Genomic DNA, 13,696 nt, shown 5'->3' with positions numbered 1-13,696 from the left:
TTGCTCGCGAAAGCGGTCTGACAGTCAACAATGATGTTGAATGTAACGGTCTCTTCGCGAGCAAGCCCGCTCCCACAGTTGTTCGGCGATGGCTTAGAGAACGCCGAGTAACGTCCAAAGCCGCCGCGATTCAGCATCCGCCGAGATCAACTCACCCAACAATTCACTCAACGGCTTATTACCCCACTCCACCCCGCGCCGGATCAAGTACGGCACCGGGCTATGGGGTTCGGTGCGGGCCAGGTATTCGGCGATCAACAGCAATTGCCGATACGCCTCTTCACGACTCGCGGGCTCGCGAAACACCTGAGGCGCCGCAACGACATCGGCAGGACCAGACGCCACCACCGGCGCGGCTTCAACAGGAACCTCGGTGGACTGGCGTGGGTGCATGGCGATGAACTCCTGAACCAGCGTCAATAACGCCGTGATGACATCCTGCAAGCCTTTGAAGCCCGGGGCCTGACTGCCGAGGTAGGCGTCGCTCCAGGCTTCCAGCCGTTGCAAATGCTGCAGGCTCAACAACAAGCTGCCCTGACTGTGCAACCAGAACGACAACGGCGTGGCGCGAATCTGCTCGGTGATTTTCTTCTGTTCGCTGCGCGCATTTTCCGCCGAGGTTTTCGCGACCTTGCTGTCATTGGTCTGCACCTGCTGCACTTGCAAACGCCGCCAGGCGTCCAGGCACAGACCATCGAATTCACCATTACGCGGATCGAGCAACGGCACCCGTGTGAGCAGAACTTCGGTATAGCGCCGGGCCAGCCATTCGAGCGGAATCACCCGCCATGACTGATCACCGTCCTCCGCTTGCGGGTGAAGCTGTTCGGGATAGCGCTCGCACAACCCGGCGATCAGCGCCAGACTGCCCGGCAACCCTTCGAGCCCGTCCTGATGCAACCACGCCTCACCGAGCCAGGCACTGAGCATCAAGTCTTTGCTGCGCTCCAACAGCAGGCCGGTGGTGAGTTTTTCCAGCTCCGGCCATTGCGCGCGTTTGATCGACGACTGCCAAACCCCTGTCGGCAGACTCGTATCGTCCTCCCGGCGCAGCTCCCGGGCCTGGTCGAATTCACGTTCATAACGCAAATCCTGGCCACAGGGCGCCTCGCTGCTGATCGGCTCCAGCAAGCGGTCAATCAGTTCCGGCAACGGTGTTGATGGCATATTCAAAGGCCCTCCTCCTGAGTCATGGCGGTGGTAGACGCGGTCGCTCGGGTTTGCATGAAAGGCGAGCGCGGAGCCCGGGTCGGCAGCGGCTGAATGGACAGCGGCAGCTTCGAGCCCTGGCTCATCAATGACAGACGTACAAACATCAGCGTCTGCTCAGCCGTGCTCGATTGCGCCGTGACCGGCAGGCGCAGGGTCAGCGGAAAGTCCGTGAAATCCATGTTCGGCTGGCGCTGCACCGACTGATGTGAACGCATCAAGCGCAGCAACGACCAAGGCCCGCCGTATTCCCAACCGGCCTCCAGATCACGCACCACCAGGTTCGGTTGCAACTGATCGTTGGCCGGACGCTGGGAGCCATTGCGCGCCCAACGCAGTGTCAGGCGCACCGGTTGCCCGACCATCCAGCGCAGGTTCGGCTGAGCTTCGCCGGGGTAGCTGATCTGCTGATTACCGGCATTCAGGCCCCAGGCGATCACTTGATCGGCCCCCCGTTCTTCCTCGCGATCGGTGCGCCAGCGCACGTCCAGTTCCACCCCGAGGATGCCGCTCTTGTCCCGCACAAACATCGGCGTCAGCCAGGTACTGGCCTGTTTCAAACGGTTGAGAAAGTCTTCGGCAGCCAAGCGCTCGGGGGTCTGGCTCAGGACCAGACCGGCCTGGGCCACCGGCAGGCGCTTGTCGATCAGCTCAAGAAAATGCTGGACTCGCGCCGGGTCGGCGTCGGTCGCCTGCACGCCATTGGCAAACGGAAAACGCTCGGCCAGGTATTGATTGAAGTAGTTGGCCAGGTCATTCCACGCCGCCGAGGCCTGTTGCTGTTGCAGGAGCTGGCAACGCTGCATGGCGGTTTGCTGCAGTTCCAGCGCACGCATGGCCAGCGTGCCGCGCCCGCCAGACAGGCTGGCGGTTTGCAGGATCTGGCCGCAGGACGTGGTGTCCATTTCGATAAAGTCGCGGCTCACCAACTGCTCGATCTGCGCCGGCGAACTGGCGGGGTTCGCCTCCTTGTATTTGAGCAATTCGTCGTTGAGCGCGCTGAATTGCGTCACGCGCTCATAGTCCAGCGCCGAGAGATTCTGCTGCTGGGTTTTCAACCATTCCAGCGCCGAGGTGCGCCGTTCGGTGATGCCGAGCATGGTGTTGAATTGTTGCTTGAGGCTCAGTTTCAAATCCTGCACATCACTGGCGCCATACAGTTGCAGGCCGAGGTTTTTCGAACCATCCCACTGGCTGATTTCGGTACGCCCGCTGAACAGCGGTTGTGCGGTGATTTCACCGAGGCCACCGACCACCTGATCCAGGGCCCGCCGGTTCAAGGCACTTTGCAGGCGCGTCGCCAGATCGCTGCGGCGCAAATCGATAAAGGCTTTCTGCAACGCCACCGCTTGCGGCGCCTGCACGTTGAACACCCCGTAAGCGTGGGATTGGTCGTCGTGGTCCTTGAGGCTCAGCCACATGGCCTTGGCCACCGCGCTTTCGGCGGCGGCCAGCACGGCGCCGCGATAAGCCGGCGGAATTCGCGGCAGTTCTTCGGCGGCGTAACTCTTGTAACTGGCGAAATAATTCAGCGCGCCGTTGAGGTCATCGCCATCGACGTTCTGCCCCTGGACATCGGCGCCGTCCTGATCCGCACGCAAGGCGATCGCCACGAAGTCCCGTTTGAACAACGCCTGCACCGCGTTATTCAACTGGCTGACGTGCTCCTGCAACACCAACTGCCCGCTGCCTTGTTGCACCAGCAAGTTACCCCTGGAACCGGCCTGGGCAATCCATTGATCGCGAAAACTCTGCTGCAGCTTCGAGGCTTGTTGATCCAGTTGCTGTTCGACCTGCGGGCCAAGCACGACACTCTGGCGCACCTTGTCCATCATCTCGCGATAACCGGGCACCAGGTCCTGGCCCTTGCCGCGACTCCACGCCGAGTTGGTCAGGCCGATCAACCCTTGCAGGTCGTCGATCAACGCACGCAGGTCCTCAAGTTCGGTCAGGGTATTGCCGCCGCCCGCCTCCAGCCGCTCCAGATGCAACCTGAGATAACCGGCCTGGCGCACGAAGTTGTCAGCGAGGAAATACTGGTCCAGCCAGCGCTCCATCAACCCGGAAAAGTTCTCCGTGATCGCCGGGCGCTCCAGGGTCAGGTCCAGCGGTTTAAGGTTGCCGTCATCGGTATCCAGCAGTACCCGATTGTAAAACGCGGCACGGCGTAACGTGCCGAGATTGAGGTTCAGGGACAACGCGTTGTTGCTCAGCGACACCAGGTCTTCGAGGGGCGCCTTGGGGTTGTTCAAGGCCTGATTGAACCATTGATTCTGTTGCTCCAGACGCACCGCGCGCGCCACCAGATCCTTGGCCTTGACGTAGTTTTGCCATTGCGCCGGGTCTTCGCTTTCCACATTGCCCCGGCGCTCGGTGTTGCGGATGGCCTTGAGTTGCACCAGCTCCGCGTTCAACAGCTCGTGCAACGGCTCGAGCAAATGGCTGTGGGCGGTGGTGCGCAATTCATTCTCGAGTTGCACGTCCAGGGACGAGAACCAGGACGTAGGAAACGCCAGGGAGGTGAAGGTCCAGCGCGGTGCCTTTTCCAGGACCCGCCAGAAACCCTGGACGTTACGTCGGGTGGCATCCAGTCGATGGGATTCATCGGTGACCGCCACGTAGTTCTTTTGTGCGCCTTGCAGCAGGCGCGACAGTTCATGGGCATCTTTGACCGAGTCCTGCCAGACCCAGAGCATGCCGGCGATCCAGATCACCCCGACCACCAGCGCAATCGCCCCGGTCAAGCGTTGCCAGCGCTGACGCATACGCAACAGGCGCGGCACCACTTGGGCCAGCCCCCGCTCGGCCACCACCCGCCGTTGCCACAACTGGCGAGCGAACACACTTTGCTGCAGGTCACTGTCATTGGCGGAAAACCCGTCGAGCGCATCCTCCGAGGGCTGGTTGGCAGTGAAATACACCCCGCGAAAACGTGGCGCCTCGCCCTGTGCATTGCCCTGGAACACCGGTTCCAGCAGGGTTTGCAGATTGCGGCGCAAGGCTTCCAGGCGTTCCGGCAATCCATACAATTCGCCACTCAAATGGCCGGACAACGCGCCGAGTTCGATGATCGATTCCGCCAGGGCCCGGTTGACCTGATCCAGCGCCTGATCGCTCCATTGGGATTGCCACATCGTGTCGGGGCCGTGGGGCGAAGACCAGCCCAGCGCCCGCTCGCGACTTTCTTCCGGCAACGCACTGATCAGTTCCTGAAAGCCCGGCAGTTCTTCCATGCCGGTGATCACCACGTACACCGGCAGGCTCAGGCCGAAGCGTTGCAGCAAGTCGATAAAGCGCCGACGCGCCGCCAGCCCGAGGTTCGCCGCTTGTTCGACATTGCCCAGGCGACTGACCGGCACGGTCCAGATCACCCCGTCCAGCGGCCGTTTGCTGCGCAAGCGCAGGATTAAGCCGAGCAAGCGCCACCAGCCGCCCCGTTGCAGGTTCATGCCTTCTTCGGGCAGGAACAACGCTTGCGGCACCACCAGCACCGCGCCTTCGGGGTCTGACCACCAGCGCCCGAACCAGGCCGGTTTGTCGGTCGGTTGCAGGCGCCATTGGCTGCACAGTTGCGTGCCCTGGGTTTCGTTGCCGAGCATCATCAACCAGGGAATCTGATAGCGATCCTGAGCGCCCTGCTCCTGCTCCATATGGCGCACAGCCGCGTAAAAACTGCGGATCGCCGCGCCGCTCTGGGTGCGCAACCACCAGAGCGCCACGACGATCAGCACCAGCAACAACAGCAGTGCAATGACCAGACCGACCATCTGCAGGGTGCTCATGAGTCTTGCTCCGACACGGCGACCGAATCGGTCATCTGCAACACCGGTTCCAGTTCCAGGCGGATATCGCGCCAGAACAACTGCCCCAGCCCGGTCAGCAACAGCATCATGGCGACAATCCCCAGGCCGAGGCGAAAGCCATCGGGCAACGACAGACGCACCGGCAACTGCACCGGCGGCACCGTCGCGGGCTGTGCGAGCCGGGTGCTGACGTCGGCATAATCCGGCTCGTGCTGCCAGGCAAACGTGAACAATGCCAGGCGCAATTTCTCATGCGGGACCTGACTGTGTTCGCCTCGCAGCCGTCCTTGAAATCCGAGCACCAGGCACTGCAAATAGACATTGGCCAGATCGCGGGTGGTGGGAATCTGTTGGTCCAGCAGCTCTTTGATCGCCGATGGCAATCGTTCACCGGCCTGACGGCTCGCGTACATCCGCGACTCCAAAGGTTTGTCCTGCCAGGCGGATTGTCCAGGCCACGGGGTGAACAGCAGGGTTTCATCGATCAGCGCGACAAAGGCATAGACCAGCGCCTTGACCTGCTCGGTCGCCGCATCGCCGACCCGGGCGAACGCGGTGCGCCACAGGCGCTGGGAAATCTGCGTGGACAAGTCGACCACGGCCTCGACCAGCGCCGCGTCATCAGAGTCCTTGGGCAACTGGTTCCATTCCTCGGACCATTGCAACCAGGCCTGGCGAAAGGCGCTGCTCAGCGGTGCTTCGTGGAGGCCCCGTGTACCCGCCCCGGCATTCCCTTCAGACATACGACGCCCCTTCCTTGATCAAGCACTTTCACTGGCCTGGGCCACAAACAACACCACTTGCCATGGACTGCTCGCCGGTTTCGAGGCCGGCGCGGCAATCAGCAACGGCAACTGCCCGTCGAACCATTGGCCTTCGGCCGTCACCACAAACAACCGCGTATCGTCGCCGACGCTATAGGCCACTTGCTCATTGCGACTCATGGCCTGATGCGACAAACCGCTCATGCGCTGGCGGCTGAGCATCGCGATGTGCGGCTGCGAAGCGATGATCGCGCCACTCAGCCATTCGCTGGCCGCCTGCTCGCCGACGCCGTTGGGCATGCGCAAACCGATTACCAGTCGCTGACTCGGCTGATCGTCGGGCAACTGGATCGAGAAGCTCTGTTCGCTGCGGGCGAATGGCAGGCTGCGATAGCCGGCGCGGATCAATTCGAGGGTTTTCTCCAGCCAGTCGAGGACGGCTTCGTAGCCGCGTTGCAGCTCGAGAAAATCCAGCGGGGCGAACGGCGGGACACCGGCCAACGGGTCCAGCGCCGACCAGGCACCGGTCAGCCCGAGCAACCCGCCATACAGGGTTTGCGGGTTGGCCTGGCGGCTGCCCAACGCACCTTCGACTTCCGGCAGGCGAGCCCACAGCGCGGTCAACTGGCGACGAATTTCCAGTACGTCGTCCTGATTGCCGGCCTGCTGCGCCTGACGCAAACGGCCGCCGAGGAACATGCATTTTTCCCGGGCCCGGGCGCACAAACCGGCAACTCGCCGGCCAATCACGGATTCCGGCAACAGGATGGGAGTGGGCGGCGTGTAAGGCAACGGGATGAACCCGCCGCCCTCCTTGCGGATTTTCAGCAGCGGCAGGCAGATGGAATCGGCCTTGTTCAGTTGCGTGCACAAGCGTGGATTCGGTCGCCACACGGTGATCGATTCGGGGTACTCGCCGCTGGTCAAATCCGGCAACGCATCGCCGACCACCGATTGCAACCGACCCTTGAGCGGCAACAACTGCCCGGCGCGCCATAACGGGCTGACCGCCAGGTACACCGTGACCGTCGCATCTTCGGTGGCGTTGATCGCTTCGCCGACGTCGAGTTCCAGCGTCGGTCCGACCCCGGCCAGCAGATTCACCGGCAATCCGTCGGGCATCGTCGCTTGCAGATTGACCAGCCGCACCAGCCCGGCACTGAGTGCGCCGGGGTCGACCTCGATGCGGTTGACGCCCCAGAACCACGGATTACACGCTTGGGCAAAGTGCGCCACCAGCGCCTCGGCCCGCAGTCCTTGCAACTGAAAATGCTGGGGCAACAACTGCATGCCCTCGTGCCAGCAAACCGCATCAGGTAACAGGCTCATACGATTCCTTTCGAGGTCATGGTTTCGCCGCGCAGCGCGGTGTTCTTGCAAGGTGTTCAGTTCGGGCTGTCGCCCACCAGCGTCATCTCGCGACTGTCGAACTTGAGCCAGGCATTGCTCTGGTCATCCAGCCGCAACCGGTGGGCTCCGGGAGTGTTATAGCTGGCGAAGACCAAAAGTCCAGCCGCCCGCTTGCCCCCCAGCGGGAAGGGTTGTTTGTCGATGAATTGCCCCGGCACCAGCTCCAGGCCCCAGACCGTCATCAGTTGCCGGTAGTCGCGCTGGTACTGCTCACGCTCGGTGAACCACTGGCGGGCGGTAATGCCCGACAGTTGCTTGAGCAGGTCCGGGTCGTTCACGGCGATGAAATCCACGGCAATCGGTGTGTCGTCGTTGGCCCTTGGCGCGACGTCCAGGGTCAGGTTATCGAGGTCCACCCGTGGCCCGAAAAGCGAACACCCGGCGAAGGTCAAAAACACGCAGCAGGCAAAAAAACGTGAAAACAAAATGAATTTTCCTTTTCTCATGACAGTCATAAAAAGGTTTTCCCTTGCTTTTTTATAGACCTGTTCTAGCGTCTTGGGTAGTTCGGCCCTCACGGCGAACGAGGAAGGTTTGTCAAAGGAACGACAGGTCCATCTGCCACCCTTTCTAACCTACGGTCCAGCAAGGGAAAGCGATGAACGGGCCTCCCGATGCATTGCGCCCGCTCATGCATCGGAGTCATCCAACATGGCAGAAAGTACTCAGCACAAACTCGACAGGGTCCGCCCACCGAGGGTGCAAATCACCTACGACGTCGAAATCGGCAACGCCATCGAGAAAAAAGAATTGCCGCTGGTCGTGGGCATTCTCGCCGACCTTTCCGGCAAGCCTCTCAACGCTCTCCCCAAACTGGTCGAACGGCGCTTCACCGAAATCGACCGCGACAACTTCAACGAGGTGCTGGCCTCGATTGCTCCCCGTGCCACCTTGCAGGTCACCAACACCCTCACCGGCGATGACAGCAAGCTCAACATCGAACTCAACTTCAAGCACATCGATGACTTCGATCCGGTGAAAGTGGTCGAGCAAGTCACGCCGCTGCGTCGTCTGTTCGAAGCGCGTCAGCGTCTGCGCGATCTGCTGACCAAGCTCGACGGCAACGATGATCTGGACAAGTTGTTGCGCGATGTCATCGCCAACACCGAGGGCCTGCAAGAGATCAAGTCTGCGCGTCCGGACACCGCTGCGCCTGCCGCCGAAGGCGACACTGAAGCGCCGGCCGAACCGCAAGCCTGATCACTCATTCACTTAGGGAGAAGTCGCCATGCCCGCATCAGCCGCCGCCAAAACCAGTGAAAGCACCACAGAAAGCCTGTCCCTGCTAGACCGGATCATCGCCGAAGGCCGCATGGCCCATGACGACAGCCAGCAGGACTATGCCCGCGACATGCTCGCGGAGTTCGCCACCCAGGTACTCGACGAAGGCATGGCCATCGACAAGGACACCGTGGCGATGATCAACGACCGTATCAGCCAGATCGACGAGCTGATCAGCGCGCAACTCAACGAAGTCCTGCACCACCCCGACATGCAGAAACTCGAAGCGTCCTGGCGTGGCTTGCACCTGCTGGTACAGAACACCGAGACCAGCTCCCGGCTGAAACTGCGCCTGCTCAACGTGACCCAGAAAGAGCTGCAAAACGACCTGGAGAAAGCCGTCGAGTTCGACCAGAGCGCGTTGTTCAAGAAAATCTACGAAGAAGAATACGGCACCTTCGGCGGCCACCCGTTCAGCCTGCTGGTGGGTGACTACACCTTCGGCCGGCACCCGCAGGACATCGGCCTGCTGGAGAAACTGTCGAACGTCGCCGCCGCGGCCCACGCGCCATTCATTGCCGCCGCCAGCCCACGGTTGTTCGACATGAACAGCTTCACCGAACTGGCCGTGCCCCGTGATTTGTCGAAAGTCTTCGAGAGCCAGGAGCTGATCAAATGGCGCTCCTTCCGCGAAAGCGAAGACTCGCGCTACGTGTCGCTGGTGCTGCCGCACTTCCTGCTGCGCCTGCCCTACGGCCCGGAAACCTCGCCGGTGGAAGGCATCAACTACGTGGAAGACGTCAACGGCACCGACCACGGCAAATACCTGTGGGGCAACGCGGCCTGGGCCTTGTCGCAACGCATCACCGAAGCCTTCGCCAAGTACGGCTGGTGCGCGGCGATTCGTGGGGCGGAAGGCGGTGGCGCGGTCGAAGGCCTGCCGGCGCATACCTTCCGCACCAGTTCCGGCGACCTGTCGCTCAAATGCCCGACCGAAGTGGCGATCACCGACCGCCGGGAAAAAGAGCTCAACGACCTCGGCTTCATCGCCCTGTGCCACAAGAAAAACAGCGACGTGGCGGTGTTCTTCGGTGGCCAGACCACCAACAAGTCCAAGCTCTACAACACCAACGAGGCCAACGCCAACGCGCGGATTTCGGCGATGTTGCCGTACGTGCTCGCGGCCTCGCGTTTTGCGCACTACCTGAAGGTGATCATGCGCGACAAGGTCGGCAGTTTCATGACCCGCGACAACGTGCAGACCTACCTCAATAACTGGATCGCCGACTACGTGCTGATCAACGACAACGCGCCGCAAGAGATCAAGGCGCAGTACCCGTTGCGTGAAGCTCGGGTGGACGTGACCGAAGTCGCCGGCAAACCCGGTGCCTACAAGGCCACGGTGTTCCTGCGGCCGCACTTCCAGCTCGAAGAGCTGACCGCATCGATCCGCCTGGTCGCCACACTGCCGCCACCGGTTGCAGCCTGACCTGCTTCACTCCCGCCGGCCCGGCCGGCGGGAGTTCTCCTTTTATCTAGCGCGATAACCTTCAGGAGTTTCATGCGATGGATGCAATTATTCTCGACCTCGGCGGTGACATCAAAGGTGACAGCCTGCTCGAGGGCTACGCGGACAAAATCGAAGTCATGTCCTACAGCCACAACGTGGCGATGCAGGTCACCAACGACGTCAGCAACTCGGAGCGGACATCCGGCAAACCGCATATCGGCGAATTCACCCTGACCAAGTTCGTCGACAGCTCCACACCGTCCCTCAATGAATATTGCTGCGCCGGCAAACCGATCCCCGAAGCCAAGATCACCATCGGCCGTAACGCCGCCGAAGGCAGCGGGCAGTTGATGCCGTTCATCATCTACACCCTGACCAACGTGGTGCTGTCGAACGTCAGCGTCAGTGGCGGCACGGGTGGCAAACCGGTGGAAACCATTTCCCTGAACTTCACCAAGATCAAATGGGAACTCACCGCCCAGAAAGACGATGGCACCAAGGAAGGCACGGCCGCCTCGACCTGGGACATGGCCGCCAACAAGCTCGTCAAGTAAGCGGACGCGTCGGCCATGGCAGGCACCGGCATACTTCCTCCATTGTTCGAGCGTCTCACCTCCAGCGAGGCCGACACTGTGCAAGTGTTCGATCGCCAGGGGTTACTCGTCTCGGTGCAAACGGAATTGCTGCGCCTGTTCAACACCCGGCGCGGTCCCCGCGCCTTGACCTCTCCACCGAGCATTCTCGACTACGGCATCGCTGACTGGACCGCGCTGCAACAGCAGCGCAGCGATGACCGTCGTCAGTTGGCGCGGGACGTACGCGAGGCCATCACCCATTTCGAACCGCGCCTGCAACTGGGCGAGGTTCAAGTCAATCCAGTCCCCGGCCACCCGCAGCAACTGAGCATTCGCCTGCTGGGCGAGTTGCGCAGCGGCCAGCAACACTGGCCCGTGGCATTTGTCATCGAGAAGGCCAGCGATGGCCTTGAGGTGCGTCATGAGCGACTCGATTGACCCGCAATTGCTCGACTACTACCAACGGGAACTGACCTGGCTGCGGCATGCCGGGAGCATTTTCGCCGAACGTTACCCCAAGGTTGCCCGACGCCTGGAGCTGTCCCCCGGCGAATGCCCGGACCCGCATGTCGAGCGGCTGCTGGAAGGCTTTGCACTGCTGGCGGCGCGCCTGCAACGACGGCTCGACGACGACTACGCCGAATTCAGCGATGCCCTGCTGGAACAACTTTACCCGTTGGCCATGCGGCCGCTGCCTTCCTGCGCCATCGTGCAATTCCAGCCGGACCCGAGCAAAGGCAACCTCGCCGGCGGTTACCCATTGCCCCGGGACACACCGCTGTTCGTCACCACCAGCAAAGGTGAAAGCATCCACTTTCGCACCAGCTCAGCCGTTGAGTTGTGGCCGGTGGAAATCAACGAAGCCTTGCTGCTCGGCAGCGATGAAGCCCAGGCCCTGACCGGCGTACCCCAGGCCCGCTCGGCGTTGCGCCTGAGTCTGCGTTGCCTGGGTGAAAACCAGTGGTCGGAGCTGAACATCGCGCAATTGCGCATCCACCTGGCCGCCTCCCCGGTGATCAACGCGTGCCTGTATGACCTGCTCGGCGCGCATGCCGTAAAGGTGCTGGCCGGCCCGGCGGGCAGCGTGCCGAAAACCTTGGTGGGGCTGCCGCAGGTTGTCGGGTTTGCCAGCGATGAAGTGCTGCTGCCGGACGAAGACGGCGTGCACCCAGGCATGCGCCTGCTCGCCGAGTACTTTGCCTTCCCGGACAAATTCAATTTCTTCGACCTGCCATTGGCCGGCGTCAGCAGCGACAGTCAGACGTTGTTTGTGTACATCGTCTTCGACCGTCCGCCCACCAGCCGCATGCACCTTCAGGCCAGCGATATCGCCCTCGGTTGCGCGCCGGTGATCAACCTGTTCCCGCGCACCTCCGAGCCCCTGCGCCCGGATGGCACCCGCAGCGAGTATCGACTGGTGGCCGACAGTCACCGCGAAAACAGCGTCGAGATCCACAGCATCCGCGCGGTGCGCGCCACCACGCGCCAAGGCGTGCAACGGGTGCCGGCCTATTACGGCAGCCAGCACGGTGGCGGCGATAAACAGTGCTACTGGCATGCGCGACGGGTCAGCGGCATGACCCCGAATCGCCTCGGCACCGACCTGTTGATGAGCCTGGTGGACACCCGGCTCGACCCCCTCTCGGAGAGGGTCGAATACAGCCTCACCGCCGAACTGCTGTGCACCAATCGACACCTGGCCCAGAGCCTCCCCGCCGGCACGCCGTTGGGGTTTGAGCGACCGGGGCCGGTGGCGTGGGCGCGTCTGCGCAACCCACCGAGCCCGCAGAGTCTGCCGCGACTGGATGGCGAATCGCGCTGGCGGCTGGTGTCGCAACTGACCCTCAATCATCTGTCGCTGGTCGAAGGCCCCCAAGCGCTGGATGCCCTCAGGGAAATCCTCCAGCTGCACAACCTGCGGGACGAGGCCAGCGCTTTGCGGCAGATCGAAGGTTTGCTCGGTCTTTCGTGTGAGCGCGTGATCGGCCATGTCGGCGAAGACGCCTGGCGCGGTTGGCGCAATGGGTTGGAGGTGCAGTTACAACTCGATGCGCAGCATTTTGTCGGCAGCAGCGCGGTGTTGTTTTCGGCGGTGCTGGCGCAATTCTTTTCGTTGTATGCCACGGCCAATCGCTTTGTGCGCACGGTCCTGGTCCAGTCAGACAAGGAGGTGAAAACATGGCAACCCCAAGCCGGCATGCCACTTTCCCTCTGAACCTGAGTGAAAAGCTGCGCCGCGATCCACAAGCGTTTGAGCTGTTGCAGGCACTGTTGCTGCTGGAACGCGAACACCCGCAAGCCGAATCCCTGGGCAGCGGCACCTCGCCCCAGGCCGAAGCCATTCGCCTGCGCGGGCCGTTGACGCCGCTGTTCGCCGCCAGCGAAATCGAAAGCCTGACTCAGCAAACCGGTGAACAACCGGTCCTCAGCACGCCAGTGTTCGGCCTCGGCGGCCCCGACGGCCCCCTGCCCTACGCCTATCAGGAATGGCTGCAACAACGGGCCCGGGCCAGGGACCACGCACCGGCCGAATTCCTCGACCTGTTCCAGCATCGTCTGTTGAGCCTGTTGTACAAGGTGATGCGCAAACACCGGATTGCCGTGGGGTTCACAGCCCCCGGTGCCTCGCCGGTCCAGTCGCAATTGCGCGCGTTGACCGGGTTGTTGCCCAAAGCGTTGCAGGAACGCGGGGCCATGCCCGACTCGGCGGTGTTGGCCTGCAGCGCGTTGTTTGCCGATGGCCGCCGCTCCCTCGCGGGTTTCGCAGCCGTGGTGCGCGAGCACTTCGAACTGCCGGTGGAACTCAGCGCCTATGAAGGCGCCTGGCGCGAGATCCCGCCCGCCAGTCGCAGCCGCATGATCCCGGGCGGCCGCAACTTGCAACTGGGGCGTACGGCGGTGGCCGGCACTCGGGTCTGGGATGAACACGCAGGTTTTCGCCTGACCCTTGGCCCGCTGTCCTCGGCCCAAGCCGCAAAGTTCTTGCCGGACGGCGAATCCCACCCGGCCCTGGCCAGCCTCAGCGCGCTCTATTTTGGCCCGGACCTGGATTGCACCCTGGTGTTGCTGGTGCGCGGCGCCGGCCCGATGAAACTCGGTCGCGAGACGCCGCCGCTGCTGAGCTGGAACGGTGGCTTGCAACGTCAGACCAGCCTCGCCGTGCAACGCATCGAAACCCGCCTTCGTCAGCTGGAGATCACCTGA

The 13,696-nt window shown here is 62.3% G+C and carries 11 protein-coding genes; 6 read left to right on the top strand and 5 right to left on the bottom strand.

Annotated elements, in window-relative coordinates; genetic code table 11:
* Positions 1–93: 93 nt before the first annotated feature.
* The 5 genes from tssA to HB680_RS13780 are packed head-to-tail and all read right to left on the bottom strand — an operon-like array spanning position 94 to position 7,611.
* Positions 94–1,173, bottom strand: a complete 1,080-nt coding sequence (gene tssA, locus HB680_RS13800; protein WP_213939178.1) for a type VI secretion system protein TssA — start codon at positions 1,171–1,173, stop codon at positions 94–96.
* Positions 1,170–4,991 (bottom strand): type VI secretion protein IcmF/TssM N-terminal domain-containing protein, encoded by a 3,822-nt coding sequence (locus HB680_RS13795; RefSeq protein ID WP_213939177.1) that lies wholly within the window; start codon positions 4,989–4,991, stop codon positions 1,170–1,172. The genes tssA and HB680_RS13795 overlap by 4 nt, the downstream gene beginning before the upstream one ends.
* The gene (locus HB680_RS13790) at positions 4,988–5,755 is read right to left on the bottom strand and encodes a DotU/TssL family secretion system protein (protein ID WP_213939176.1); all 768 of its coding nucleotides are present in this window, start codon (positions 5,753–5,755) and stop codon (positions 4,988–4,990) included. Before HB680_RS13790 ends, HB680_RS13795 begins: the two co-directional genes overlap by 4 nt.
* Positions 5,756–5,773: 18 nt before the next feature.
* Entirely contained in the window at positions 5,774–7,105 is a 1,332-nt protein-coding gene (gene tssK / locus HB680_RS13785) for a type VI secretion system baseplate subunit TssK (protein WP_213939175.1), read from the bottom strand.
* A gap of 56 nt (positions 7,106–7,161) precedes the next feature.
* On the bottom strand, positions 7,162–7,611 hold the full coding sequence (locus HB680_RS13780; protein WP_213939174.1) for a type VI secretion protein: 450 nt from the start codon (positions 7,609–7,611) through the stop codon (positions 7,162–7,164).
* Positions 7,612–7,837: 226 nt separating this feature from the next.
* Here HB680_RS13780 and tssB point away from each other — a divergent pair, with 226 nt between their 5' ends.
* From tssB to tssG, 6 genes are all read left to right on the top strand, one after another.
* Positions 7,838–8,386, top strand: a complete 549-nt coding sequence (gene tssB, locus HB680_RS13775) for a type VI secretion system contractile sheath small subunit (RefSeq protein ID WP_213939173.1) — start codon at positions 7,838–7,840, stop codon at positions 8,384–8,386.
* Positions 8,387–8,414: 28 nt separating this feature from the next.
* The gene (gene tssC, locus HB680_RS13770) at positions 8,415–9,896 is read left to right on the top strand and encodes a type VI secretion system contractile sheath large subunit (protein ID WP_213939172.1); all 1,482 of its coding nucleotides are present in this window, start codon (positions 8,415–8,417) and stop codon (positions 9,894–9,896) included.
* A gap of 77 nt (positions 9,897–9,973) precedes the next feature.
* Entirely contained in the window at positions 9,974–10,471 is a 498-nt protein-coding gene (locus HB680_RS13765; protein WP_008149831.1) for an Hcp family type VI secretion system effector, read from the top strand.
* A gap of 15 nt (positions 10,472–10,486) precedes the next feature.
* On the top strand, positions 10,487–10,930 hold the full coding sequence (tssE, locus tag HB680_RS13760) for a type VI secretion system baseplate subunit TssE (RefSeq protein WP_213939171.1): 444 nt from the start codon (positions 10,487–10,489) through the stop codon (positions 10,928–10,930).
* Positions 10,914–12,707 (top strand): type VI secretion system baseplate subunit TssF, encoded by a 1,794-nt coding sequence (tssF, locus tag HB680_RS13755; protein ID WP_213939170.1) that lies wholly within the window; start codon positions 10,914–10,916, stop codon positions 12,705–12,707. Before tssE ends, tssF begins: the two co-directional genes overlap by 17 nt.
* A complete protein-coding gene (gene tssG, locus HB680_RS13750; protein WP_213939169.1) occupies positions 12,671–13,696 on the top strand; it encodes a type VI secretion system baseplate subunit TssG in 1,026 nt (341 codons plus the stop codon). Before tssF ends, tssG begins: the two co-directional genes overlap by 37 nt.

The organism is Pseudomonas sp. dw_612, assembly GCF_018449725.1.
In the GTDB taxonomy this organism is placed as follows: Bacteria; Pseudomonadota; Gammaproteobacteria; order Pseudomonadales; family Pseudomonadaceae; genus Aquipseudomonas.
Note: the sequence above shows the minus strand (reverse complement) of the source record. Positions and strands in the feature narration are given on the sequence as shown.

What these genes read in the sequence shown, in the direction of transcription:
- HB680_RS13795 (WP_213939177.1), bottom strand. Translation starts at nt 4,991, where the DNA reads ATGAGCACCCTGCAGATGGTCGGTCTGGTCATTGCACTGCTGTTGTTG.
- HB680_RS13790 (WP_213939176.1), bottom strand. Translation starts at nt 5,755, where the DNA reads ATGTCTGAAGGGAATGCCGGGGCGGGTACACGGGGCCTCCACGAAGCA.
- tssK (WP_213939175.1), bottom strand. Translation starts at nt 7,105, where the DNA reads ATGAGCCTGTTACCTGATGCGGTTTGCTGGCACGAGGGCATGCAGTTG.
- tssB (WP_213939173.1), top strand. Translation starts at nt 7,838, where the DNA reads ATGGCAGAAAGTACTCAGCACAAACTCGACAGGGTCCGCCCACCGAGG.
- tssC (WP_213939172.1), top strand. Translation starts at nt 8,415, where the DNA reads ATGCCCGCATCAGCCGCCGCCAAAACCAGTGAAAGCACCACAGAAAGC.
- HB680_RS13765 (WP_008149831.1), top strand. Translation starts at nt 9,974, where the DNA reads ATGGATGCAATTATTCTCGACCTCGGCGGTGACATCAAAGGTGACAGC.
- tssE (WP_213939171.1), top strand. Translation starts at nt 10,487, where the DNA reads ATGGCAGGCACCGGCATACTTCCTCCATTGTTCGAGCGTCTCACCTCC.
- tssF (WP_213939170.1), top strand. Translation starts at nt 10,914, where the DNA reads ATGAGCGACTCGATTGACCCGCAATTGCTCGACTACTACCAACGGGAA.
- tssG (WP_213939169.1), top strand. Translation starts at nt 12,671, where the DNA reads ATGGCAACCCCAAGCCGGCATGCCACTTTCCCTCTGAACCTGAGTGAA.